Raw genomic sequence first — 24,851 nt, 5'->3', positions numbered from 1 at the left:
CACTAAAGCTTGATAAAAGAATGAAATGAAAAATAGCTATAATTTTGCCAGAGGATTTACCAGTCTTGATAAAGAATATACAAAATTCAAAATTGGTAATCCTAATAGCCTGCCAGATTGGCTAAGAGGAACATTATTAAAAATTGGTCCGGCACACTTCAGCATTGGTAAAACAAATGTCAAACACTGGTTTGATGGTTTGGCAATGCTATATAAGTTTGAAATCACTGATACAGAAATACTATTTTCCAATTCATTTATTAAATCTTCCCAGTATAATGCTCATCAAAGAGGCAAAATGATCCATGATGAATTTGCCACCAGAGCACCATTAGGTATCTTCGATAAAATCAAAAATCTCATTAGTATGATGTCAGGAAAAGATATATTAAACCCAAGCTGCAATGTTAATATAGTAAAAATTAAAGACGATTTCATTGCAATGACTGAAGTTAATAATAATCTTTCTGTTAATCCAATATCACTTACAACTACTGGTAAAACAAAATATAAGGACTCCCTCAAAGGACAAATGACCACAGCACATCCAGTCTATGATGCAAAAAATGGTGAATTATTTAACCTCCTGATTGAGATTGCACCACGCCAGATAAAATACAAGATATATAAAATAACTACTCTGGATAGGAATGATTCAAGTATCTTGCGCGAGCAGCTTGCAGAATTTAGTAAGCCTTATTTATTCTATAACCATAGTTTCTTCGTGACAGAAAATTATGTAATTCTTTATGCAGGACCAATACAAACATCTGCGGCAAGATTATTAACCAACCCCTTTAATGACTCTCTTGAATATAATAAAAACTGTACCAGCGAATTTATAGTAATAGAACGAAAATCTGGAAATATTAAATACATCCCAACAACAGCATTTATTTTCCTTCATGGAATAAATAGCTATGAAACCGAAGAACAGCAGCTAATCATTGACTTAATTACATATGAAAACCTTGAAGATAACCCATATAATAAATTTTATCTGCAAAACCTTGCCAAAAATAGCATGGATATTTCAACCGCGATCAAACGCTATACCCTAAATTTAGATAAAATGGCAGTAAGCCACAAGGTAATAACAACAACTAATATAGAATTTCCATATATTAACAGGAAATACCATAATCGGATATACAATTATGTTTGGGGAGTATATAGAGATGAGTCCCGCCCTAACGACTTTTTTAATGGACTAATAAAACAAAATATTAATTTTACAAAAGATATAAAAGTATGGCATCAAGCAGAGTGTTACCCATCAGAGCCAATTTTTATTAAAAATCCAACATCGAATGATGAAGATGATGGCATAATCATGGTTAATGTCTACGATGCAAATAGACATCTTAGTTTTCTGCTATTTTTAAATGCTCATGATATGACCGAAATAGTCAGATTTGACTTGCCATGCCATATTCCATTCACACTACATGGAAATTTTTATAATACGAATAAATTTTAAGCCATATGCCACATTTTATAAATCGGATAAAATCAATTCTTAATTCAAATAAACTCATAAGAACTTTATTGTATTATTTATTGATACTACTACTCGGGATGACTGCAAATCTAGCATTTCCACCACATGCAATTAGCTTCCTGATTTTTATTACTATGACTATTTTCTGTTATTTTCTAGAAAAGCGAGGAAATCGATCAAGCTTCTGGTATGGTTATACTTTTTATCTAGGGGCTGTGATTGCATTTATTGGCTATTGGTTTAGTTATTATTTTAGATTACAACTTGGTTGTGGCTATCTTCTTTCATATCTTTTAACGTCAATAATCTGTTTATACACATCTTTATATATAGGAATAATTGCTTTAATCTATAGTCGCTATAAGACTCGCTGGCAATGGTTTAATTTACTCTTACTGCTGCCTTCATTATGGGTGATAACCGAACTAATGCGTGGCTGGTTTTTCCCCCGTTCATGGTATGCTCTTGGCTACACACAAGTTAATAATTCCTTATTGCGAGGATGGTTTCCTTTCCTTGGTGTATATAGTGTTTCTTGGATTATTCTTTCGCTATCAGGAGCTATTGCATATTTGCTATTTCGGATTAACCAAAAAAACGTAATCCGGCTATTAATTGGTATTTTTATCTTTCTTGGAGGCTCTACGATACTCGGGCAAATTAATTATACTAAACCCTCAGGTACGCCATTAACAATTGCCCTACTTCAACCCAGTATCTTTTCCAGTAAAAACTACTCGCTTCAAACACTATATGAAATAGAAACTGTTTCAAGCGAATTATTAACAAGTAATCATGCGGACATTTATGTCTTGCCAGAAACCGTATTTGGTACCAACTACCATTCCCTAACCCCTGGATATCTAGAACAATTAAAAACTATTGCCGCCATTAATAATGCTGAGATTCTATTTGGTAGCTCAATTCATATTAACCAAAACACTAAATATACCGGAACATTAAAATTGAGTGACCTTGAAAATCCAGTGTATATTAAACATAATCTAGTTCCTTTCGGTGAATATAACCCACTTAAAGATACATTTATGGAACCATTGGTTAGTGCTGTTACCGACCAATTAAGTAATTATAGTGCGGGAACAAATAAACAAGCACCGGCTGAAATCAAGGGGCAAAAATTTGCTTTTAATATCTGTTATGAAAATACCATAAATGATTTTGTCGCTAATAGTACAAAAGATGCGACCATTATACTTAATCAGTCTGATTTATCTTGGTATGGTGAAACTGGAATGAAGGATGATTTTCTTCAATTCTCGCAAGGACGAGCACTAGAAACACAACGTTACTTCCTGCAAGATGGGAATACTGGCGATACTGCGATAATAAATCCAAAAGGTGAAATAGAAAGTAGTATTACACCATTCGTTGCAGGCACATTAACTGGCACTATTCAGGGATATATTGGCATAACACCATTCCAAGTAGTTGGGAATTACCCAATTTGGATAATTTCCCTATTAATCATCGGTGTTATTTTCTTTATCTAATTTCTTTATTGACCAGTAGTTTCTTTATTTTTAGCATCCGTTGCAGCCTTCTTGGCTGCTTTATTTGCTAGATTACATTCTGCCTGAGTTTTTGTTTTTAGACAATCCTGCATAGCTTGCTGATCAGCAGCTTGGCTCACTTCACTAGCAAAACTAAATGAAAACATAACACATAGACTAGTTATTAATACTTTCTTCATTTTTAATATCCTTTGTTACAATAATTCGAGAAAAATAAAATTTATTAATGATAAATCCCAATAATATAATTAAACCGCATAGCATTATTACCGGATAATTACCATATTTTTGATATGGAGTAGTACCGATCATGCCATTAACAGAATCAGTCATAATCATCCGCTTAAATTCAGGTAATCTAGCTATCACCTTGCCAAACGGATCAATAATTGCAGTCAAGCCAGTATTCGTCTCCTGAATAAAATAGCGCTGATTCTCCATTGCCCTTGCTTGAGATAATTGCAAATGTAGGTCTTTGGCTATCGTTGTTCCATACCAAACCATATCGCTGATATTAATCATTAAGGTAGAGCGTTTTGCTGCCTCAATTAACTCACTGCCAAAACCATTTTCATAACAGATATTAAATGCGACCTTTTGGTTTGCTATCACCAATGGCGGCTGATTTTCACCACCACTGCTAAATCCAACCATCGGCAACTGAATCAATGAATAAAACCAGCTAAAGGCTCCAGCAAAAGGTGTGTATTCACCATAAGGAACCAGATGTGACTTGGCATAATATTTTTCTTTAGGATCGGTTACAACTACAGCTGCATTTACATAATTGCCTTTTTTATCTATAACTTTAGGCATCCCAATTACCAATTCAGCACCATTTGATTCAGCAAAATGGACAATATCAGCTAGATAATGTTGTGGCAAAAAATTGCTATATACCACAAAAGCTGTTTCTGGCAAAAGAACAATGTCTGCCTTAGCTTTAGCAATAAGACTGGAGTAGATACCCAAGGTATTTAAAATTTCCTTACTACTCCATTTTTGACTTTGAGCAATATTTCCCTGTATCATCGCAATTTTAACTGGCTTACCATATTTCTCGGTATATTGTTTGCCATGTAAAAAATAACCAGCAATTGCAATTAAAGCAAAATATATAATCGCAGCTCTTTGGGCTAAATTAATCTTCTGCCTATTACCAGCAAGCAAATTATGTCGGTTTTGAATAATCATGAAGATAAAACCAACGATACTCATGGTAAGCCAAGAAATACCATAACTCCCAATTACCGGAAAATATCCCTGCATTAGTGAATTATCCACTTGCGCATAAGCAATATCACACCAAGAGAAGCCAGTGAAAATCCAGCCACGAAGCCACTCACCCAATACCCATACCGAAGGGAATAATATAATGTAATTAAATTCGCTAAATGGCGTGCGTAAACGCTTATATAGCCAAACAGAAAGAAGCACATATAATGCCAGATAACCATTACAGATAAAAATAGCTAGAATCGCTACAATTAAGGGTGCACCAATTACATAATAAATGGATGAAAAAAACCAGTAGAGCTGTGCGACAAAGAGACCAAAACCAAAGCAATAAGCCCCCAAAAGCAGATTTGAATGTAGTTCATGAGTGGCTATTGAGTATTCTATATATGCCAATAGTCCAAGTAAGGCAATAATCAGGCATAAACCATGATTAGCTGGTGCAAAAGCTAGCACTGTGAAAGCACCTGTTATGATAAGTGCCAAATAAATTAAAGATTGTTTAACCTTCATGAATCAACTGACCACGTGAATTACTAAAGTATTTATTTTACGACTATCAGCATTGACAATCTCAACCTGACACCCTTCTAGTAACAATTTTTCATTAGTCTGTGGAATCCGCCCAAGTTTCTTAGCAACAAACCCCCCCACACTTTCAACTTTATTATCAGACCAAAATAAGCCCGACATATTATTAAACTGCTCCAGACCACAGTGACCTTTAATCCGAAAAACCCCATTTGAGAGTTCAACTATAGAGTGTTCGCCATCAATTGAGTCATGCTCATCATCAATTTCACCTACAATCTGTTCTACTATCATTTCAAGTGTAACAATCCCAGAAATATTAGTAAATTCATCGACCACAATTGCCATATGACTATGCTTAACTCGCATTTCATACAGAAGGCTGTCTAGTGGCTTCATGTCTGGAATAAACATTGGCTGACGAAGCAAAGAACGCAGATCAAACTCTTCAGGATTAGCAATATAACCAACAATGTCCTTACTATGGAAAATCCCCACGATATCATTCACATCCCCATCAATCACCGGAAATCGGGAATGCCCGGTATCAATTATCAAACGAATAATATCCTCGATTGGATTATTTAAATCAATTATATCAACTTCATGACGTGGAAGCAAAATATCCTTAGCTCGCATATCACCAAATTGTAAAACAGCCTCTATTAAAGGAAGGCTATCTTTATCAAAAACATTTGAGTTTGCCGCTTTTTTTATCACCTCAAACAAGTCTTTACGATTATTTATCGGTGCAGCAAAAAATTCCTGCCATACTTTTTTATCAAATAACTTCATATTTATCTTTCAAGGTAGGGGTTTCTGATACCAAATTGGTCTAATATCTTTATTTCTAGTGACTCCATCACTTCTGCATCTGTATCCAAGATATGGTCATATCCCTGAAGATGCAAGAGTCCATGAATTATCATATGGTAATAGTGGTCAAGAATTTCTTTATCTTGTTCTTGTGCCTCATTTATGATAATTTCATCACACAAAAAAAGCTCTCCGGTTAACATATTAAACTGCTCGCGATTTTCCGGATACTCAAGTGAAATCACGTTAGTTGGTTTATCTTTATTACGATATGAGAGATTAAGTTGCTGTGAATCGGCTAACCCAACTATACTAATAGATAGCTGAACAATTGAAAAATCATGCTGGAGAGAAGTTCGAACAAGTTTGCCCAAACAGGATCGGGATGGCTGATAATCTCTATGCTTGCCACGTAAATAACTAAATTTAATCATAAATCTTCATGCTAATATTAGAGAATAATTATAAACGATTCTATAAAATATTGACTACTTAAATTAAATACTTGACTGGATTTATTTTTGATCACTGGAAATGGTGCCGCGGGCCGGAATCGAACCGGCACGGGAGTTGTATATCCCGAGGGATTTTAAGTCCCTTGCGTCTACCTGTTTCGCCACCGCGGCATTAACACCATTATTCTGAATTGGAGGCGGGAGTCGGAATCGAACCGGCGTCCACGGCTTTGCAGGCCGCTGCATAACCACTCTGCTATCCCGCCACAGTATATATAGGCTCTAATTTATGGAGCGGGAAACGAGACTCGAACTCGCGACCCCAACCTTGGCAAGGTTGTGCTCTACCAACTGAGCTATTCCCGCACATACTATATTTACTTAACAAAATCTTGGAGCGGGAAACGAGACTCGAACTCGCGACCCCAACCTTGGCAAGGTTGTGCTCTACCAACTGAGCTATTCCCGCATTTTTAATTTATTGCTGATCTTGTCGAGGTACACATTATGCCACAAGGTTTCAGCTTATGTCAAACTATTTATACTAAAAACAGGGCATCAACCAACTAAACAATTATTTTAAATCCACTTTTATTTTTGGTTCATTTTATTGCCAGCCGTATTTACGAACATAAACTCCTTTAAGCGATTGGGTAAGAATCATATATCCAGCAATCGCAAGCACCAAAAAGACAAAATAAGAACCAGGTAATGCTTGCATGCCAACCATATGAGCAATTGATGACATCGGAATTATAATTCCAAGCGCGACCGCACAAGTTGTCATTAACAATATTGGCCAAGCAGCAGTGCTTTGCAAGAATGGAATTTTCCTTGTCCGAATCATGTGTACAATCAAGGTTTGAGTGAGTAACCCTTCAAGGAACCAGCCACTTTGAAATAAACTCTGATGATCTGGACTATTAGCACCAAAGAAATGCCAAAGGACAAAAAATGTCAAAACGTCAAAAAGAGAACTTATTGGACCAAAAAAAATCATAAATCGGCGCAAATCTACTGGATCCCAACGCTGTGGCTGCATAACAAATTCACGATCAACATTATCAAATGGTATCACAGTTTGCGAAATATCATAGATAAGATTCTGCAATAATAGCTGAACTGGTAGCATAGGCAAAAATGGAATAAATGCTGAGGCGATCAAAACTGAAAAGGCATTACCAAAATTGGAGCTAGCAGTCATTTTAATATATTTCAGCATATTGGCAAAAGTTTTTCGCCCCTCTTCTACACCTTGCTCAAGCACCATTAAACTTTTTTCAAGAAGAATAATATCTGCGGCTTCCTTGGCGATATCAACTGCTGTATCTACTGATATTCCAATATCTGCAGCCCGTAAAGCAGGCGCATCATTAATTCCATCACCCATAAAACCAACCACATGACCACTGGCTCGTAAAATATCAACAATACGCTCTTTGTGGCTTGGTGTAAGTTTTGCAAATACGGTAGTATTTTTAGCAATAACAGTTAATTCTCCATCAGAAAGATTATCAATGTCAGAACCAAGCAATAAACCTTCAACATCAAGACCAACTTCACGGCATACCTTAGCAGTAACAAGCTCATTATCACCAGTCAGAATTTTAACCGCAATTCCTAGGCGGTTAAGGGCTTCAATTGCCGGTTGAGTAGTCTCTTTTGGTGGATCAAGAAATGCAACATAACCAACAAGAATCATTTCTTTTTCATCATTAACTGAATAATTCCCTTTTGCTTCAGGATAGTTTTTTTTGGCAACAGCAACAACACGCAATCCATCTGCATTAAGTTCAGCGGTAACAGAGCGCAATTTATTCAATAATTCATTGGTTAATGGCATGACCTGACCATCATGTTCGGCATGGGTACAACAAGTAAGCATTTCCTCAACAGCACCCTTACAGATTAACAAATTTCCACCAGTTGTATCTGCAACCACAACCGACATCCGACGGCGCTGAAAATCAAATGGAACTTCATCAACCTTGGAATACTTCTTTACCAGTAATGGTATATCACCAAAATTAGCTCGTTCCAAAACTGCAACATCAAGCAGATTTTTTAACCCAGTTTGATAATAGCTATTTAAATAAGCGTATTCAAGAACATCATCATAATCATCACCAAAAATATCAGTATGCTTTTCAAGACAAATCTTATCTTGGGTTAGTGTGCCAGTTTTATCGGTGCACAAAATATCCATTGCGCCAAAATTCTGAATAGCATCAAGCCGCTTGACAATTACCTTCCGCCGCGACATGAATACTGCCCCCTTGGCAAGGGTAGAAGTAACAATCATCGGCAACATTTCCGGAGTTAGCCCAACGGCAATGGATAAGGAAAATAATGCTGCATCACGCCAGGCATGAGTACTTATACCATTTATCAGAAATACAATCGGAGACATAATAAGCATAAAATAAATCAGAAGCCAGCTTACCCGGTTTACTCCTTTCTGGAATGAAGTTTCAGCAGCATCTTCAGCAATAACCTTATCTGCAAGCGAACCAAAGAAAGTATTTTTACCAGTAGTCAAAACAACAGCTAGTGCTGAACCACTAACTACATTGGTACCCATGTAAGCAATATTTTCAAGCTCCAAAACATCCTTGATATTCTCCTTGGATTGAGCTGCAAATTTCTCAACTGGTAAAGATTCACCTGTTAAAGCCGCTTGAGAAATAAACAAATCTTTGGCAGTCAGAATTCTGACATCTGCGGGGATCATGTCTCCTGCAGATAGTGTAATTACATCACCCGGAACCAGATTTTTTATTGGAACTTCAACCCGGTTTTCCATCTGTGCCGGATTACTTGCCATAATTTGTTTTTCAAGTTCTGCAATGTGTTCATCGTCTTCTTCATCGTCATCTTCTTGGCGAATAACAGTGGCAGTAGTACTTACCATTTCTTTTAATTTATCAGCAGCGTTATTTGAACGACGTTCCTGCACGAAACGAAGAATAGTTGAGATCACCACCATTGAACTAATTACGGTTGCCCCCTTCATATCATCGGTAAAAAAAGAAACAATGGCAAGAAGGGTTAAAAGGAGATTAAAAGGGTTTTTATAACTTAGCCACAGATGTTTATACCAAGATAATTCTTCCTGTTTGTCAATCTCATTATGCCCGAATTGTGAAAGCTTATATTCAACCTCATACGGGGTAAGCCCACCAAGGTCAGAACCCAAGGTAAGTAATGCTTCCGCATTGGAAAGATAGGAAAATGTAATTAAATTTTGGGTAATTGTAGCTGGTGCCTGATTTAAATCAACTGGATATTCTTCATCCAGATGGTTGGCATCCCCATGAAACTGCCGACGATTGGTAAACCGATTATCAAAAAATGATAAAACTTTTTTTTTCAGTACGCTTACAAACTTCATCCCTATTATCCAACCATGCTTAAAAATATAATTATCTGATTTTAGTCGTTCTTAATTTTAGGTTAAGTATCTATAATTTGAGACGTTCAACAACATTCCCCTGCAATAAATGACTATCGATTATTTCTCTTACATCATCCTCATCAACATAGGAATACCAAATACCATCCGGGTACACAACACACAAAGGACCTTGTTTACAACGCCCAAGGCAGCCTGATTTTGAAGCCCGGTACTTTCCTTCACCCCATAAATCAAGGGACTGCAAGTATAATTTGGCAAAGGCAAATCCACTATCACTAGCCAAATTTCCACAACCACTACCATTTTCTTTCTGATTTGTACAAAAAAACACATGTTTTTGATAAAACATTATTATATCCCAATATATTAATTTGTTATTTGATCAAGCATAAGTTAGAAATTAATCTGAAGAATTCCCACCAAATAGCCACATTCCAGACTCGTTTTCATTAAAGATGTTATTAGCATAATCAACATGCGCCAAATATAAGCCATCCGGCATAAATGTTGGTGGTGCTTTAGCCCGATTTTTAGCAGCAATTAAATCGGTAAATTCATCCTGACTAAGACGTCCGTTACCAACATAAACTAGCGCACCAACTATGTTTCTAACCATATGGTACAAAAATGCATTTGCTCTAAACGTAAATCTCAAAATATTACCAGATTTCTCAATTTCAGCTGCAATCATATCTCTAACTGGAGATGAAGCCTGACAGTTTGCTGCCCGAAATGAGGAAAAGTCCTGTTTTCCGATTAGCTGTTGTATAGCTTTTTGCATAGCATCTAAATCAAGTTCTCGATGATACCAGCCAATAAGTTTCTCAAAAATAGACGAAGCTAGCGGTTGGTTAAGTAGATAGTAGTGATAAGTCCGACTCAATGCACTAAATCTGGCATCAAAATCATCTTCAACCATAGCTACTTGCTTTACACAAATTGAGGCAGGCAAGTTTGCATTAACGCCATTTATCCAGCCACACAGATTACGCTTAGCATTACTTGTAAAATGTACTACTTGGTTAAGAGCATGGACTCCAGTATCAGTTCGTCCGGCTGTTATGGTTTTTACTGGTTCATTAGCAAATTTACTTAAAGCATACTCAAGACAACCCTGTATAGTTCGGGTATTAGCCTGAATCTGCCAGCCATGAAAATCTGAGCCATTATATTCAAGTAATAAGGCATATTTAGCCATTGAGCCCCATCTCTAGCCTTAATTTATTTACCTCTTCCCTTAAATTATCAGATAACGCCGGACTATCCAAAATTTGACGGATAATATCTTTGGCTTTATCAGATTCTTCTATATGAAAATACATTCTTGCTAGATTCAATTTTTCATCTAAGGTATTATCTTCTGAAATAATTATCGATTCAGCCTCTTCCGGAATTAAACTACTAATTGGATTTTCAGCAGAAATTGAAATACTGTGATTCTCATCTATTGAATCCATTTCAACAACTGGTTCTGTTAACGGTTTAAAATCAACTACAGAAAAATCAAGCATCCGCTCCTGAGAAAAGCTAACTACTTCATCAGGATCTGGTGTATTCTGTATCGGAGCAAAAGAAATAAAGTCAACAACCCGGTTGGTTTCCTCAGCTGATTGATTTAGATCATGATCTGTATGTGCCACTTCCTGAATATAATTATCTACATCCGTCAATGGTGAAGACTCTGATGAAATAAGATTTTCTGCTTTGCTCTCAGGAGGCACAAGATTCTCAGCATTATCCGTAAGCTCCGATTCAGGAATAGGCATAAAATCATATTTCTGACATATAATCTCAATATGCTGCCTTAGTACATCATCAATCTCAAGATTATGATCAAGCGCATAAAATATCTTACTGGCTTTATCGACTTTTCCATCCATAAGATATAACTCAAATAGCTTATATCTTATATCATCACGACTAGGATCCATCAATAAAATCTTTTCAAGAGTCTCCAATAACTCATGATCTACCTTAAACTCCGATTTAGGGGTAGCTGGTAGCTTTGCGTTTTCATCTGAAGAAGCTTGTTTAGTAATCACTTCTTTTTCTGTCGCTATCTGTTGATTAACATCTGGCAACGGCGAAGCTTGAGGTTCTACTCCTTCATTTTGTTGATCAAATGCCTCAAATTGATGTCGCGATAATGTTCGATGATGAGAAAATTTATTCAAATCACCATAAATATTGTCATCACTATTTGGATCTTCCTCTGCATCTAATTTCTTACGTATCCGTTTACGTTTAAGTCTATTTAATAGATCTTTAAGTGAAATATCCGGATAACGTTTTCTAAGCACAACAAGAATAAGAACAATAACTAGCCCACCGAATAAGTAGAGTGAGTTAGCAAGAATAAATGACAATAGACCGTCATCAGCAGGTTTTGTCGCAGGTTTAATATCCTTATGTTGAGAATGAAGCCTAATATTCTGTGAAGAATTTAGATTATTGATAACAGTTTTTTTATCAAGCTGTCTCACAACAAACAATTCTGCAGACTCAATATTTACGGCTCTATTGTATTTGCTGGCTATTGCTTTTAAAATCCCAAATTTTTGATCATTAGAAAGACTAACATCCAATAAATAAGCATCAGCAAGATTTGCAGGAATTAAGCTGATATTCTTCGCTAAAGGTATCTTAATTAAAACATTTGACTCATACAAGTATTCAGCATTATGCATTAAATGATAATTTTCCATTCCTAAAGCAATTAGTATCTGATTTATAGTTAACTGCGCTTTAGGATAGATAGCCTGATTAAATTTTGCAATATTATATAAACTATCATTTGTAACCGTAGTATATAGCATTGACTCCTGATTGAATCTGGCTAAGCTTGCCTGTAAGGATGGATTGCTCAAATCCATTTGGAAAGACGGCTTCTGTATATTTGTTGTAGCTACTTTAGAATAGATTGGAATCGGCTTCTCGTTTGAACCTACTCGATGACTAGTTTGATTATCCCTGACAACTATCAATTTATTATCTTGTTTTGCTTGGGTTGTAGAAGTATAATCTACAGGATCTAGCAAAACCGTATATTGACGATAGAAGTCATCATTATTTATGCGATAGTGTAACAGGAAACTTAAAACTGGAGAATTAATTAACTTACTAGAAGTAATTTTTACGTATGGCGCTTTGGAATTAGTTATTATCTGAAATACAAAACTTCCTAATTCAGGATTAAAATTAATCCCGTACTCTTTAAATTTTTTACTGTTTGCCAAGCCCAGATGCAAATTATTATAATCAGTATCTTTTGGCATATTTGTAAGTGGAACAACAGCATCAAAGCGTTGGCTGAGATAGGAATTTACCTTAATATCACCTAAATCAGCATAGCTTGATGAAATATACATCAAGCTAGCTAATACAAGTAATATAAATCTACGCATAGCGACTTACTAAAATATTTACCATCCGGCGTAAAGGCTCAGCAGCACCCCACAATAGCTGATCACCAACAGTAAATAATGCAATATAATCATCACCAAATTTTAGCTTCTTAATGCGTCCAACAGCGATATCAAGTGTCCCACTAATTGCAGCCGGAGTGAGTCCAGCTAAGGTATCTGGTTTATTGTTTGCAATGACTTTAACCCATGGATTTGCCGAAGCAATCATCTCGCTAATTTGCTCAACCGAAAGATCTTTACGTTTTAGTTTAATCGTAAGCGCCTGTGAATGGCTACGTAAAACCCCGACGCGAACGCATAAACCTTCGACTTTAACTGTATCTGGTGTAAGTCCAAGAATTTTATTGGTTTCAACGGCACCTTTCCATTCTTCCTTGGTCTGTCCGTTTTCCATCGCTGAATCTATCCATGGAATAACACTTCCAGCTAATGGAGCGCCAAAATACTCTTTAGGAAAACCAGCTGAATTTATAATCTGATTGACTCGCGAAGCTATATCTAAAATCGTTGCAGATTTATCATTGATAATATCACTAACCGAATCATAAAGCTTGCCGCTTTGGAGTAATAACTCACGAATATTATTAGCCCCTGCTCCAGACGCTGCCTGATAGGTCATTGATGAAATCCATTCAATCAAATCTGCTTTAAATAAACCATCAAGGGCAAGAAGCATCAAACTAACGGTACAATTTCCGCCAATATAGTTTTTTATCCCATTATCAAGAGCATTATTGATATTATCACCATTAATTGGATCAAGAATAATCAAGGCATCTTTATTCATCCGTAATGCAGAAGCCGCATCAATCCAGTAACCATTCCAGCCAGCCGCTCTTAATTTTGGCAAAACGTCATGAGTATAGTCGCTTCCTTGCGTAGTAACAATACAGTCAAGTCTTGTTAATTCATCTATTGCATAAGCATCTTTTAAAGTTTTCTGGGTCTGTTTATAATCAGGAGCTAAGCCACCAGCAGCAGAGGTAGAAAAAAATGTTGCATCAATCTTAGCAAAATCATTTTCTTTCTGCATTCTATCCATTAATACCGAACCAACCATCCCACGCCAGCCGACAAAACCAACTTTCATCATTATATATGCTCCAATAAATTAACCACCACTTTGGCAGCCCTAGCTGCTGCCATAAATTTTAAATCATTAAAAGAATGAATAGCTTCACCATCTTGTCCTGCCATATCCGAGAGTGAACGAATAACACAAACTGGCAACTTATTCAGATAACAAACGTGTGCAATTGCTGCACCTTCCATTTCACAAGCTACAGCGTCAAATTCTTTTGCCAAAAATTCAGCTTTACTTTTATCATCAATAAACTGATCACCACTAACAATACGTCCAAGTACAATCTTATTTTCAGGTAATGCCAAATTATCTAATATAAGTTTATTTACACTACTATCGGTTGGAAATGAAAAAGTATCCATCCGCGCAATTTGTCCAAGACGAACACCAAACGGAGTTATATCAAAATCATGTTGAACGAGATCTTCAGCAATTACCACATCACCAAATACCAAATTCTGGCTTAAACTACCTGCAACACCAACATTAATAATCTTATCAGGAGTGAACTTATCAATCATCAACTGTGTAGTAACAGCCGCATTCACCTTGCCAATTCCACAAACCCCAGAAACAATGGTATGACTACCAGACGTATAAACAGAATAACTATTACTGCAAAGATCAATCCGATTAACTGGAGTAAGTGCCAATTCTTTAGTTATCTCATCCAGCTCTTCCTGCATCGCACAAATAATTCCAAGTATCATTTATGCACTAATCCCTTTATTCAAAAAAAGCTGAATAATTTTTGCGATCTGCGATTTTAATTGCTTTCTCGGGACAACCATATCAATTGCTCCCTTTTCAAGAAGAAATTCAGCACTTTGGAAACCTTCTGGTAGTTTTTCTCTAACCGTCTGTTCAATCACGCGTGGACCAGCAAAACCAATCAAGGCACCAGGCTCTGCAATTACCACATCACCAAGAAAAGCGAAACTAGCGGAAACACCACCCATTGTAGGATCAGTTAAGATGGAAATAAAAGGTAACTGTTTTTGAGTTAACAGATGTAGGGCAGCTGATGTCTTTGCCATCTGCATCAGAGAGTTAACACCTTCTTGCATCCTAGCACCACCAGATGCCGCCACACAGATAAAGGCACAATTATTATCCGCAGCAGCTTTTACCCCACGAACAAAACGTTCCCCGACAACTGACCCCATTGAGCCCCCAATAAAGCGAAACTCAAATGCAGCAACAACAGCAGGTTCATTATTAATAGTTCCCTGCATTACAACTAGTGCATCATCTTCACCTATTTTTGCTTGTGCTGCTGTCAGTCGTTCTTCGTATGCTTTTGAATCTTTGAATTTCAAACTATCAACAGGCAAGACTTCACGAGCAATCTCAATGCGTCCATCACTATCAAGTAGCATAGCTATTCTATTTCTAGCATTTAATGGATGATGATGCTCACATTTTGGACAAACGTCAAGATTTTGCTCTAAATCGGTATAATACAAAATCTCATTACAACTATCACATTTATGCCACAGTCCCTCTGGAACATTTGCCTTTTCGGTAGAATCAACCTGAACCTTTGGAGGTAACAGTTTACTAAGCCAACTCATATTTTTTTACCTAAAAAATTATTATCAATAAATAACTTATGCGCGTAAAGCGATTTTTTGTGCCCATATTTTTGGAGCACTTTGATGAACAGAGTCTCCAGTACTATCAACGGCAACAGTAACAGGCATATCTTCAACTTCAAACTCATAGACAGCCTCCATACCCAAATCAGGAAAAGCAACCACTTTTGCCGATTTAATCGCTTTAGATACTAGATACGCAGCACCACCAACAGCGATGAGATATACTGCTTTGTTATCTTTGATTGCATCAATCGCCACCTGACCGCGCTCCGATTTACCTATCATCCCAATTAAACCTGTTGCCTCGAGCATCTGACGAGTAAATTTATCCATCCGAGTAGATGTTGTCGGACCAGCTGGACCAACTACCTCATCACGTACAGGATCAACAGGCCCGACATAATATATAAACCGTCCATTAAAATCAACTGGCAATTGCTCACCTTTATCAAGCATCTCAGTAATCCGCTTGTGGGCAGCATCACGGCCAGTTAATATTTTACCGGATAATAAAATGGTATCTCCGGTTTTCCAACTTGCTAATTCCTCTTTGGATATATTATCTATATTAATCCTTTTTGAACTATTATTACTTAAAGTAACCGATGGATAATCTTCAAGTTTTGGCGGAGTTAGTATTGCAGGCCCACTACCATCAAGAGTAAAATGAATATGTCGTGTAGCTGCACAATTTGGAATCATGGCAATTGGTTTACTTGCAGCATGCGTAGGATAATCTAAAATTTTAACATCCAAAACCGTTGTTAATCCGCCTAGACCCTGAGCCCCAATCCCTAATGCATTAACCTTTTCATAAAGTTCAATCCGTAATTCCTCAACTTTATTTTGTGGACCACGGGCAATCAAATCAGCCATATCAATTGAATCCATCAAAGATTTCTTGGCTAACAACATAGCTTTTTCAGCAGTGCCACCAATCCCAATTCCAAGCATACCCGGAGGACACCAGCCTGCGCCCATTTGCGGCACAGTTTTTATTACCCAATCAACGATTGAATCTGAGGGATTTAACATTGCAAATTTTGATTTATTCTCTGAACCACCACCTTTTGCCGCAATTTCAACCTCGATCGTATTACCCGGAACAATATCAAAATGTACTACAGCCGGGCCATTATTTTGAGTATTCTTCCGTCCAAAAGCTGGATCAGCAAGAACTGAAGCACGTAATTTATTATCTGGATAAAGATAAGCTAATTTAACTCCTTCATCAACCATCTGTTGAATCGACATTGTGGCATCAGTAAACTGGACATCCATTCCGACTTTAATAAAGGCACAAACAATCCCGGTATCTTGACAAATCGGGCGTTTACCCTCGGCACTCATGCGTGAATTTACCAATATCTGCGCAATCGCATCTTTAGCAGCAGGAGACTCTTCATGTTCATATGCTTTTGCCATCGCCTGAATAAAATCCAATGGGTGGTAATAGGAAATATACTGTAAACTATCTGCTACTGATTGTATGAAGTCATTTTGCTTGATTAAAGTGGGCATTAAGTAATCCTTATCTAGACAATCCAACCTTTTATTTTAGCATGTCTATAGCTAATTATTTTATATTTCAGCCAAAATATTTAAGCTGACTAGACCAATTGTAAAACTTCAGCACGACTACAAACATTGATTATTTTAGAATAACATTACTAAGGCTTAAAATAAAACCATCCAAATTTATTTGACTGGCATATAAATTTCAGTTACATATTCTTCGGGGTTGTTGGCATTATGTGGCCCCTTAATGTACACCTCATATGGAGCTACTCGCTTATCTACTTTTAGTTTTAATCCACGTAGATGTGCATATATACCAGCCCAAGCATCACCCAAAAACTCATAACTACCATACAAGGTTACCTTTATTGCTTTATGCTCTGGGATATTTCTACGGCTTAGTCCATTAGAAGAAACCTTGCTCCCATCATAAATAGCAGCAGCTGTATAATACATTACTTCCTGACTAATCTTGAATTTATCACAAAAACAAACCATTCCAGTTGGCAAAATACTAGCCTCATTTACTAACTCATGTAGTCTTGCAAAAGTAGTCCGCATACTATTAGCAATTCCAGACATATGAGAAAAACTACTGATTCCTGCCACCTTAAACCCAGCAATTGTATCAGGTGTATCAAAATATTCAAGCCGCGATGGAATTTTACCAAATTTAACCATATATTCAAGTCTAGTTAACCCGCGCTCAAAATCACGTCCGATCATAACCTGAAATATTTTTTTGAAGAAACATAAAAATAATGGTAATTTACTTTCCATTTGCCAAGCGACTTTTGTCTCATTCGAGGACATTTCATCAAGTCTAAACGTTACCTGAGCCTGTGATTTGAAAGGTTTGAGAAAGTTTAATTCAATATTTACTTGATTCTGAGTATGACTAATTAGCTTCATATTCCCAACACCAGTAAATTTGCTTTCCCACTCAAGATAATTATTTTGACAATTTACAACAGTAGCAGGATCAAGACATGCCCACGGTGACCAGCTACTCCAGTTATTAAAATCAGTAAGATAATTTAATATTTGCTGACTAGATGCAGGAATCAATCGCTCTTTAATTACAGTATATTTCATAATTCCCCCTTAATTTATATAATGATAGTTTAACAGCAATAAATACCAATTTCCCCAGAAACTTATCTAGCCATTAAATTTTTTTATAAAATCTGGATACGCCAGCTCATAATAATTGCCGGGCAGTAAACCATCCAATCTGATACCGCCAATAGCTGAACGAATTAATCTTAATGTTGGCAAACCAACTTTGGCTGTCATTCGTCGAACTTGGCGATTTTTACCTTCAGTGATTGACAATTCTAGCCAACTAGTAGGAATGGTTTTTCGCTCGCGAATTGGTGGATTTCGCGACCATAAATCAGCTGATTCTTCTATTACTTTAACTAATGCTTTGGCTGTTATAAAGTCACCCAAATCAACACCCGATTCAAGAGCTAACAATTGCTTATCAGTAGGAACCCCTTCGACCTGAACCCAATAGGTCTTTGTTTTACCATGTTTTGGTTCGGCTATCTTTGCCTGTAATTGTCCGTTATCGGTTAACATCATCAAACCTTCACTATCAGTATCAAGCCTGCCTGCCGGATATACCCCGGGGATAGGAATATAGTCTTTGAGCGTCTGGTGTGGTGGATTGGGAGAAAACTGGCTGATTACTCCATAAGGTTTATTAAAGATGATAATTCTAGTCATTATCAGGCTAATTTATAGTTTTGTTTTGCATAGGCTTGTAAACCATCAAATACCTGTTTAGCTACTTTCTGACGGAACTCTTCGGTTCTTAATAGGTTTTCTTCAGTTGGATTAGAAACAAAAGCTGACTCAACAAGTATGGATGGAATATCCGGTGCTTTTAGAACCGCAAAACCTGCACGCTCAATACTTTGACTATGAAGTTTATTTATGTCTTTCAGTTCTGATAAAATAATCTGACCAAGCTTACTACTTTTACGCATAGTATAACTTTGTGTCATATCTAGTAAAATCCGATTAACAACACTGTCTTTAGTTTTAAATGACATCCCACCGATCAAATCAGCATTATTCTGGCTAACCGCCATATATTTGGCAAAAGCACTACTAGCACCATGTTCGGATAACACAAATACCGAAGAACCTCTGGCTTGCGGAGAAGTAAAAGCATCAGCATGGATTGAAACAAATATGTCGGCTTTGGCTTTTCTGGCAATCGCAACCCTAGTACCAAGCGGTATAAAAATATCTTGCGTTCTGGTTAGCTGAGCACGCATATTATCACTGGAATTAATCAAATCTCTTAGTTTTTTACCAATATCAAGAACAATATGTTTTTCCTTAGTCCCTTGTGGTCCAATTGCTCCCGGATCTTCACCACCATGCCCTGGATCTATCATTACCAGAATTTTCCCTTTGCTAATGGTTTGTTTGCCTTCTGGAACTGGCGCGATCTCGGGATAATCTTTGGTTCGAGGCTCGACGGCTGACTCTTCCGACTCCGGCTGCTTAGTCTGATCCGCATTTATCTGCAAGAAAGCCAATAATTGATCATTAAGCTCATCATTATTTGATGATTTTGCATAATTTAACGGATACATATCAAACATATAGCGATATTTATAATTAACGCTACCAAGGCTGACCGGATCAATCGTCTGAGTCTGTGCTGAAACAGGTTGTCTCACATAAACAACTATCCGAACGGTAGTTGGTGTATTTTGTCCAACTTTGATTCCACTAATAATCGGGTCATTATCAAAATGATTACTAGTGAGATTTTTTAGAACTGCATTAAGATGTGAATTATGGATATCTATTACAAAGCGGTTTGGATTTTCTAGGCTAAAATACTTTGCCTTAATTGACTCTTCAGCTTCAATGGTTAAACGGGTATAAACATCAGATGGCCAGATCCTTACAGAAATAATCTGATTAACGCTATCTTGAAGGATCTTATTTGCATTTGGTGTAACCACACTACTTTCATCAGCACTAGCCAGCTTACTAACTAATAAGGTAATCCCACCAAAAAGACCAAATTTTATTAATCCACGTCGTTTGCTATCAATTGTTTCAGACATTCTATTCCTGCTTCTGTTTGTGCATTTATTATCAATTTACGCTCATTATCACCAGTAACAGTGAGCGAAATATCCCAGTCAATATCTGGAATTAACCCCTTGGCCTTTTCTGCCCATTCGATAAAAGAAACCGACTGATTAGTAAAATAATCATCAAATCCAGCATAAAACCACTCTTCCGGATCATTGAAACGATATAAATCAAAATGATAAACCTGAAAATTTTTGAGTATATACGGTTCAACCAATGTAAAAGTAGGACTTTTAACTGTACCAGAAATACCCAGTGATAGCAAAATCTCACGGGTAAGCGTTGTTTTACCACTACCAAGATTACCAGTTAATGTAATAACCATCCCTGGAAAAATAAGTTTGGCAATTTTTTGTGCTAGTCTGGAAGTATCAGACAGGCTTGTAATTGCAAATAAATGCTGCATAATTTCTGCCTGTAAAATAAGCAAGATTATAGCATATGCCAAGGCTAGACAGGAAAGGAAGCACACAACTACTTCTGATATAAAACGTAGTTCAAACTATTTGATAAATATGGGATAATATAGGTCGATAAAATCTCCTATAATGGACAAACCATGAAATTTAATGCTTCTTTTGATAGTATGGATCCGTTAAAACTACAAGCTAGCTTACGGACTGATGAAGTAAACATCCAACAGCAAGTCCGCGACTTTGCCAATAAGGAATTAAAGCCACTTATCCAAGACGGGTTTTTCAATGAAAATCAAGGGGTAAATCTTTTACACAGATTAGGCGAATTAAAAATATTTGGTGGCGAATTAGCCGCTAATTATGGAGGACCAGTAATTTCACCAGTTGCTTATGGGCTTATCGCTTATGAACTAGAAAAAATTGATTCCGGACTTAGAACTGTCATGAGTGTGATGGGAAGTCTGGCAATGAAAAGCATTGCTCTTTTTGGCTCTGCCGAACAAAAGACTAAATATCTAGAGCTATTGAATGCTGGTAAGCTAGTAGCAAGCTTTGCCCTAACGGAACCAGAGCATGGTTCTGATATTGCCGGACTTGAGACTACTGCCAAAAAGACGACTAATGGCTATCTAATAAACGGTAGCAAACGCTGGATTGGCTTAGCGCCATATGCAGATATAATAATTACTTGGGCACGTTGTGATGATAATATTGTCCGTGCCTTTATTGTTGAAAAAAGTCTGCCCGGATTATCCATCACTCCGATAAGCAATAAAATCTCACTACGAGTTGCCGTACAAGGTGAGATACATTACAACAATGTTGGAGTAGATGAATCAAGCCTTCTACCATTAAGTAATGGACTTAGCTCAGCATTTAGCTGCCTTAACTACGCGCGTTATGGGATAGCATGGGGTGCTTTGGGAGCGGCTCAGGCTTGTTTTGAAGAAGCACTTAACTATGTAAAAACCCGCAAGGCTTTTGGAGTGCCATTGGCAGCCAAACAGTTGATTCAGGAAAAATTAGCAAAAATGCAGATTGAGATTGCGATTGGATTAAATGCATGCTTACAAGTTGGGCGACTACTTGAAACAAATCAGGCGAGTTTTTATATGATTAATTTGCTAAAGTATAATTCAACAGTTAAGGCACTTGAAATTGCAAGAAGTGCGCGCGATATGCTTGGTGGTAATGGCATTTTGGAAGATAATAATATCATGCGCCACATGGTAAATCTTGAAAGTGTCGTTACCTACGAAGGTACTAGAGACATTCATCTCCTGACACTTGGTCGCGAGTTGACTAGCTTTTCAGCATTCTAAAAATACATAATGTCAAAATCTAATCCAGTCAAAGAACTAATCGTTATTGAAGTAGCAGGTGTACTTGCCGGACCAGCTGTTGGCACCTTTTTTGCCGAACTGGGTGCTAGCGTTATCAAACTGGAAAACCCGGATAATCCTGATGTTACCAGAAATTGGAAACTACCATCCGAAGACCCTAAATCAAATATTTCTGGTTATTTTTGCGCGGTAAATTATAATAAGCAGTACCTAGAGTGTAATCTTAATTCTGATGAGGGTTATAACAAATTTATTGAGTTAATCAAATCTGCAGATATTTTAATCAGTAATTTCAGGAATGCTAAAAAATTAAATCTTGATTATCAACAATTACAACAGATTAATCCCCGCCTGATACAGGCGAATATTACTGGTTATGGAGAGGAAAACCCACGAGGTGCATATGATGCCGTACTACAGGCTGAAAGCGGATTAATGTCAATAAATGGTACAGATGAGTCTGGTCCGATAAAACTACCATTAGCATTTATTGATATTCTTGCTGCCCATCAATTAAAAGAAGCTATTTTACTGGCACTTTTAAAACGCAGTAATACCGGAACTGGAAGCTATGTCGCAGTATCGCTTTATGAAGCAGCAGTTGCTTCATTAGCCAATCAAGCAACTAATTGGCTAATGGGAGGAAAAATACCCAAACCAACTGGGTCATTAAACCCAAATATCGCACCATATGGTGAAACTCTTATCTGTGCAGATAATAACTACATTGTTCTAGCTATAGGCAATGATCAACAGTTTAAAAAACTTTGTCAGGTTTTACAGCTCAGTGAAATTGCAGCTGAAGCTAAGTATTCTACGAACCTTCATCGCTTAAAAAATCGAACTGAACTATTTGTGATATTATCTAGCAAATTTCGAGAAAAATCAGCTAGCGAATGGTCTAAGCTTTTGCTAAAAGAAGATATACCAGCCGGACAAGTTATGAATATGCAGCAACTATTTACCGAAAAAATAGCACAAGCAATGATACTTGAAGAAAATATTGATGGAGTATATACCCGTAGAGTAAAAACAGTAGCCTTTAAGACAGATTTTCTGGAACAGGAATAGTGGATAGCGTCAGCCTTCAAAACTTAAAAGAAGAAATTCGGAAGAAAGCCAAACGCCTCGGCTGTTTGGATATAACCATTGCAGCAACGATAATTAGCAATGAAGCCAAAGAAAAGTATCAACAATGGCTTAATGAAAAACTACATGGTAGCATGGATTACTTGGCAAGAAATACTGAATTACGCTTTAACCCTACCCTTATTCATGAAAATACAGTAACTATCATCTGTGTGAAGATCCCCTATCTAATAAATCCAATAAATTTGCATAAAGAACGTCTAAATAGTGAGGAAATGGCTTATGTTTCAAGCTATGCACTTGGGCGAGACTATCATAAAGTTGTAAAACAAATCCTTAATAATCTTGCCACATTTATTAACGAACAACTTGAAAGCTCTGATATTGAACATAATTACCGCGCATTTACCGACTCTGCACCAGTAATGGAAGTTCAACTATCCAGTCAATCCGGTTTAGGCTGGCGGGGCAAAAACACCTTACTTATAACTAAAAATCAAGGTAGCATGTTTTTTCTAGGTGAATTATTTACTAATTTACCCTTACCTGAGGATAAAGAAATTAACAATCACTGTGGCAGTTGTAATAAATGTATCGACATTTGCCCAACTAAAGCATTTATAGCACCGTATAAGCTCGATGCTAGACGTTGCATATCCTATCTAACCATTGAAAATAAAGGCGCAATTCCACCAGAACTAAGAAAATTAATCGGTAACCGGATTTATGGCTGCGATGACTGCCAACTATTTTGCCCGTGGAATAAATTTAGCCAGCAATCACCAATAAAGGACTTCAATACCAGAAACCATCTTGATTCAAGTAGTCTATTAGAGTTATTTAATTGGGATGAGGAGGAGTTTTTTAAAAAAACCGAAGGAAGTGCAATTAGGCGCATTGGTTATAATTCGTGGATCAGAAATCTGGCAGTAGCGATTGGTAATTCAGAACCATCTCTAGAAAAAATTAAGGTTTTGCAGAGTAAACTGCCATACCCAGATGAAATGGTTACTGAACATATCACCTGGGCTATTAATGAATTAACTAATCGGCTTACTACTGATTAATTTTAGCATCACCGCATAAAGATTATCATTGCGAAAGTTAAACCTAAATTCACATTCTTTTAGATGTAGATAAAATTTATGCTTAGCTAATCCCTGAAATTTACCTAATCTTTCACGAGTAAAGCTCCAAAACGTATCAAGATTTTCAACATAACTTGGCTTATCGATATAAAGTGGGAGATCATCATATCCAATCGCAATCACGCCATCTTCTTCATTCACATCAATTGAATGTACTTTCAAATCCTTACTATCCGGTTTTGTTGCCATATTTAAAAGTGTTCTAACTTTCTCACTGGTATAGTTTGCAACCAGAGTAGCATAAACCTTTCCACGCCGTTTCAGTAAACCGAGATTATTAGAAACCTTTTCAGATAGCGTTTGTAATTTAGTCTCAGTAGTATCTTTTTCTTGCTCGGGAATTGGCGAGTACTGCTCGCAAAATTCAACAATTCTTTCACGTATCTCATTTAGGTATCTGTTTACTGTATTGCGGTTTATCTGAGTTAGCATTGAAATCTGAGTAGCCGATAAATCTTCGGCAAAGTATTTGACAAGTTTACGAAATTTATATTCCGAAATTTTTGCACGCCTTACATAGCGATTTTTGCTTATAGCTTCCATTGGTGGTTTATTCCCAAATTTTAGGTTCTATTCTAGTCTAGCTAAACTAGCTGGTGATAGCAATTTTTTTTTACA

At 36.8% G+C, this 24,851-nt stretch carries 22 protein-coding genes and 4 tRNA genes; 5 read left to right on the top strand and 21 right to left on the bottom strand.

Annotated elements, in window-relative coordinates; genetic code table 11:
• The first annotated feature begins 25 nt into the window (after positions 1-25).
• Both CUN60_RS05475 and lnt (CUN60_RS05470) read left to right on the top strand, forming a co-directional pair.
• On the top strand, positions 26-1,480 hold the full coding sequence (locus tag CUN60_RS05475; RefSeq protein WP_102951064.1) for a carotenoid oxygenase family protein: 1,455 nt from the start codon (positions 26-28) through the stop codon (positions 1,478-1,480).
• Positions 1,481-1,548: 68 nt separating this feature from the next.
• Positions 1,549-3,012 carry an apolipoprotein N-acyltransferase gene (gene lnt / locus CUN60_RS05470; RefSeq protein ID WP_158649302.1) on the top strand — a complete coding sequence of 488 codons (1,464 nt, stop codon included), beginning with the start codon at positions 1,549-1,551 and terminating at the stop codon, positions 3,010-3,012.
• Positions 3,013-3,017: 5 nt separating this feature from the next.
• Here lnt (CUN60_RS05470) and CUN60_RS05465 read toward each other — a convergent pair whose 3' ends face one another.
• The 20 genes from CUN60_RS05465 to tsaE all read right to left on the bottom strand — a co-directional run bounded on the left by CUN60_RS05465 (position 3,018) and on the right by tsaE (position 20,643).
• The gene (locus CUN60_RS05465; protein WP_102951062.1) at positions 3,018-3,212 is read right to left on the bottom strand and encodes a hypothetical protein; all 195 of its coding nucleotides are present in this window, start codon (positions 3,210-3,212) and stop codon (positions 3,018-3,020) included.
• Positions 3,190-4,782 (bottom strand): apolipoprotein N-acyltransferase, encoded by a 1,593-nt coding sequence (gene lnt, locus CUN60_RS05460; RefSeq protein ID WP_102951061.1) that lies wholly within the window; start codon positions 4,780-4,782, stop codon positions 3,190-3,192. Before lnt (CUN60_RS05460) ends, CUN60_RS05465 begins: the two co-directional genes overlap by 23 nt.
• A 3-nt stretch (positions 4,783-4,785) precedes the next feature.
• A complete protein-coding gene (locus CUN60_RS05455) occupies positions 4,786-5,595 on the bottom strand; it encodes a CBS domain-containing protein (protein ID WP_102951060.1) in 810 nt (269 codons plus the stop codon).
• Positions 5,596-5,597: 2 nt separating this feature from the next.
• Positions 5,598-6,050 carry an rRNA maturation RNase YbeY gene (gene ybeY / locus CUN60_RS05450; RefSeq protein ID WP_102951059.1) on the bottom strand — a complete coding sequence of 151 codons (453 nt, stop codon included), beginning with the start codon at positions 6,048-6,050 and terminating at the stop codon, positions 5,598-5,600.
• A 101-nt stretch (positions 6,051-6,151) separates the two neighbouring features.
• A tRNA-Leu gene (locus CUN60_RS05445) sits at positions 6,152-6,242 on the bottom strand.
• 21 nt (positions 6,243-6,263) lie between these two features.
• Positions 6,264-6,337: transfer RNA gene (locus CUN60_RS05440), tRNA-Cys, on the bottom strand.
• Positions 6,338-6,361: 24 nt separating this feature from the next.
• Positions 6,362-6,437: transfer RNA gene (locus tag CUN60_RS05435), tRNA-Gly, on the bottom strand.
• Between the two features lie 27 nt (positions 6,438-6,464).
• Positions 6,465-6,540: transfer RNA gene (locus CUN60_RS05430), tRNA-Gly, on the bottom strand.
• A 138-nt stretch (positions 6,541-6,678) separates the two neighbouring features.
• On the bottom strand, positions 6,679-9,462 hold the full coding sequence (gene mgtA, locus CUN60_RS05425; protein ID WP_102951058.1) for a magnesium-translocating P-type ATPase: 2,784 nt from the start codon (positions 9,460-9,462) through the stop codon (positions 6,679-6,681).
• A gap of 70 nt (positions 9,463-9,532) precedes the next feature.
• Positions 9,533-9,835 carry a (2Fe-2S) ferredoxin domain-containing protein gene (locus tag CUN60_RS05420; protein ID WP_102951057.1) on the bottom strand — a complete coding sequence of 101 codons (303 nt, stop codon included), beginning with the start codon at positions 9,833-9,835 and terminating at the stop codon, positions 9,533-9,535.
• A gap of 51 nt (positions 9,836-9,886) precedes the next feature.
• Positions 9,887-10,684 (bottom strand): tRNA pseudouridine(38-40) synthase TruA, encoded by a 798-nt coding sequence (gene truA, locus CUN60_RS05415; protein WP_102951056.1) that lies wholly within the window; start codon positions 10,682-10,684, stop codon positions 9,887-9,889.
• Positions 10,677-12,890 carry a type IV pilus assembly protein FimV gene (locus CUN60_RS05410; protein ID WP_102951055.1) on the bottom strand — a complete coding sequence of 738 codons (2,214 nt, stop codon included), beginning with the start codon at positions 12,888-12,890 and terminating at the stop codon, positions 10,677-10,679. The genes truA and CUN60_RS05410 overlap by 8 nt, the downstream gene beginning before the upstream one ends.
• On the bottom strand, positions 12,883-14,001 hold the full coding sequence (gene asd, locus CUN60_RS05405) for an aspartate-semialdehyde dehydrogenase (protein WP_222593318.1): 1,119 nt from the start codon (positions 13,999-14,001) through the stop codon (positions 12,883-12,885). Before asd ends, CUN60_RS05410 begins: the two co-directional genes overlap by 8 nt.
• Positions 14,002-14,003: 2 nt before the next feature.
• The gene (locus tag CUN60_RS05400; protein ID WP_102951053.1) at positions 14,004-14,705 is read right to left on the bottom strand and encodes a 5'-methylthioadenosine/adenosylhomocysteine nucleosidase; all 702 of its coding nucleotides are present in this window, start codon (positions 14,703-14,705) and stop codon (positions 14,004-14,006) included.
• Positions 14,706-15,569 (bottom strand): acetyl-CoA carboxylase, carboxyltransferase subunit beta, encoded by an 864-nt coding sequence (accD, locus tag CUN60_RS05395; protein WP_102951052.1) that lies wholly within the window; start codon positions 15,567-15,569, stop codon positions 14,706-14,708.
• Positions 15,570-15,605: 36 nt separating this feature from the next.
• The gene (locus tag CUN60_RS05390) at positions 15,606-17,114 is read right to left on the bottom strand and encodes a fumarate hydratase (protein ID WP_102951051.1); all 1,509 of its coding nucleotides are present in this window, start codon (positions 17,112-17,114) and stop codon (positions 15,606-15,608) included.
• Between the two features lie 177 nt (positions 17,115-17,291).
• Positions 17,292-18,206 carry an SRPBCC family protein gene (locus tag CUN60_RS05385; protein ID WP_102951050.1) on the bottom strand — a complete coding sequence of 305 codons (915 nt, stop codon included), beginning with the start codon at positions 18,204-18,206 and terminating at the stop codon, positions 17,292-17,294.
• Between the two features lie 66 nt (positions 18,207-18,272).
• On the bottom strand, positions 18,273-18,842 hold the full coding sequence (locus CUN60_RS05380) for a pseudouridine synthase (RefSeq protein WP_102951049.1): 570 nt from the start codon (positions 18,840-18,842) through the stop codon (positions 18,273-18,275).
• Positions 18,843-18,844: 2 nt separating this feature from the next.
• A complete protein-coding gene (locus CUN60_RS05375) occupies positions 18,845-20,206 on the bottom strand; it encodes an N-acetylmuramoyl-L-alanine amidase (protein WP_102951048.1) in 1,362 nt (453 codons plus the stop codon).
• Positions 20,170-20,643 (bottom strand): tRNA (adenosine(37)-N6)-threonylcarbamoyltransferase complex ATPase subunit type 1 TsaE, encoded by a 474-nt coding sequence (gene tsaE / locus CUN60_RS05370; protein WP_102951047.1) that lies wholly within the window; start codon positions 20,641-20,643, stop codon positions 20,170-20,172. The genes CUN60_RS05375 and tsaE overlap by 37 nt, the downstream gene beginning before the upstream one ends.
• A gap of 153 nt (positions 20,644-20,796) precedes the next feature.
• On the opposite strand from tsaE, the gene CUN60_RS05365 reads away from it, so the two are divergent.
• The 3 genes from CUN60_RS05365 to queG are packed head-to-tail and all read left to right on the top strand — an operon-like array spanning position 20,797 to position 24,152.
• Positions 20,797-21,975 carry an acyl-CoA dehydrogenase family protein gene (locus CUN60_RS05365; protein ID WP_102951046.1) on the top strand — a complete coding sequence of 393 codons (1,179 nt, stop codon included), beginning with the start codon at positions 20,797-20,799 and terminating at the stop codon, positions 21,973-21,975.
• Positions 21,976-21,984: 9 nt separating this feature from the next.
• Complete coding sequence (locus CUN60_RS05360; RefSeq protein WP_102951045.1) at positions 21,985-23,067, top strand: CaiB/BaiF CoA transferase family protein; 1,083 nt, start codon at positions 21,985-21,987, stop codon at positions 23,065-23,067.
• Complete coding sequence (queG, locus tag CUN60_RS05355; RefSeq protein WP_245866373.1) at positions 23,067-24,152, top strand: tRNA epoxyqueuosine(34) reductase QueG; 1,086 nt, start codon at positions 23,067-23,069, stop codon at positions 24,150-24,152. Before CUN60_RS05360 ends, queG begins: the two co-directional genes overlap by 1 nt.
• On the opposite strand, the gene CUN60_RS05350 is transcribed toward queG, so the two are convergent.
• On the bottom strand, positions 24,126-24,776 hold the full coding sequence (locus tag CUN60_RS05350) for an IS1595 family transposase ISPlba4 (RefSeq protein WP_102951043.1): 651 nt from the start codon (positions 24,774-24,776) through the stop codon (positions 24,126-24,128). The genes queG and CUN60_RS05350 overlap by 27 nt on opposite strands.
• Positions 24,777-24,851: the final 75 nt, after the last annotated feature.

Source organism: Aquella oligotrophica (assembly GCF_002892535.1).
Classification (GTDB): Bacteria; Pseudomonadota; Gammaproteobacteria; order Burkholderiales; family UBA11063; genus Aquella; species Aquella oligotrophica.
Note: the sequence above shows the minus strand (reverse complement) of the source record. Positions and strands in the feature narration are given on the sequence as shown.

Excerpts from the sequence above, each read along its gene's own strand:
- CUN60_RS05475 (WP_102951064.1), top strand. The coding sequence starts at position 26 with ATGAAAAATAGCTATAATTTTGCCAGAGGATTTACCAGTCTTGATAAA.
- CUN60_RS05465 (WP_102951062.1), bottom strand. The coding sequence starts at position 3,212 with ATGAAGAAAGTATTAATAACTAGTCTATGTGTTATGTTTTCATTTAGT.
- lnt (WP_102951061.1), bottom strand. The coding sequence starts at position 4,782 with ATGAAGGTTAAACAATCTTTAATTTATTTGGCACTTATCATAACAGGT.
- CUN60_RS05455 (WP_102951060.1), bottom strand. The coding sequence starts at position 5,595 with ATGAAGTTATTTGATAAAAAAGTATGGCAGGAATTTTTTGCTGCACCG.
- ybeY (WP_102951059.1), bottom strand. The coding sequence starts at position 6,050 with ATGATTAAATTTAGTTATTTACGTGGCAAGCATAGAGATTATCAGCCA.
- mgtA (WP_102951058.1), bottom strand. The coding sequence starts at position 9,462 with ATGAAGTTTGTAAGCGTACTGAAAAAAAAAGTTTTATCATTTTTTGAT.
- CUN60_RS05420 (WP_102951057.1), bottom strand. The coding sequence starts at position 9,835 with ATGTTTTATCAAAAACATGTGTTTTTTTGTACAAATCAGAAAGAAAAT.
- truA (WP_102951056.1), bottom strand. The coding sequence starts at position 10,684 with ATGGCTAAATATGCCTTATTACTTGAATATAATGGCTCAGATTTTCAT.
- CUN60_RS05410 (WP_102951055.1), bottom strand. The coding sequence starts at position 12,890 with ATGCGTAGATTTATATTACTTGTATTAGCTAGCTTGATGTATATTTCA.
- asd (WP_222593318.1), bottom strand. The coding sequence starts at position 14,001 with ATGAAAGTTGGTTTTGTCGGCTGGCGTGGGATGGTTGGTTCGGTATTA.
- CUN60_RS05400 (WP_102951053.1), bottom strand. The coding sequence starts at position 14,705 with ATGATACTTGGAATTATTTGTGCGATGCAGGAAGAGCTGGATGAGATA.
- accD (WP_102951052.1), bottom strand. The coding sequence starts at position 15,569 with ATGAGTTGGCTTAGTAAACTGTTACCTCCAAAGGTTCAGGTTGATTCT.
- CUN60_RS05390 (WP_102951051.1), bottom strand. The coding sequence starts at position 17,114 with ATGCCCACTTTAATCAAGCAAAATGACTTCATACAATCAGTAGCAGAT.
- CUN60_RS05385 (WP_102951050.1), bottom strand. The coding sequence starts at position 18,206 with ATGAAATATACTGTAATTAAAGAGCGATTGATTCCTGCATCTAGTCAG.
- CUN60_RS05380 (WP_102951049.1), bottom strand. The coding sequence starts at position 18,842 with ATGACTAGAATTATCATCTTTAATAAACCTTATGGAGTAATCAGCCAG.
- CUN60_RS05375 (WP_102951048.1), bottom strand. The coding sequence starts at position 20,206 with ATGTCTGAAACAATTGATAGCAAACGACGTGGATTAATAAAATTTGGT.
- tsaE (WP_102951047.1), bottom strand. The coding sequence starts at position 20,643 with ATGCAGCATTTATTTGCAATTACAAGCCTGTCTGATACTTCCAGACTA.
- CUN60_RS05365 (WP_102951046.1), top strand. The coding sequence starts at position 20,797 with ATGAAATTTAATGCTTCTTTTGATAGTATGGATCCGTTAAAACTACAA.
- CUN60_RS05360 (WP_102951045.1), top strand. The coding sequence starts at position 21,985 with ATGTCAAAATCTAATCCAGTCAAAGAACTAATCGTTATTGAAGTAGCA.
- CUN60_RS05350 (WP_102951043.1), bottom strand. The coding sequence starts at position 24,776 with ATGGAAGCTATAAGCAAAAATCGCTATGTAAGGCGTGCAAAAATTTCG.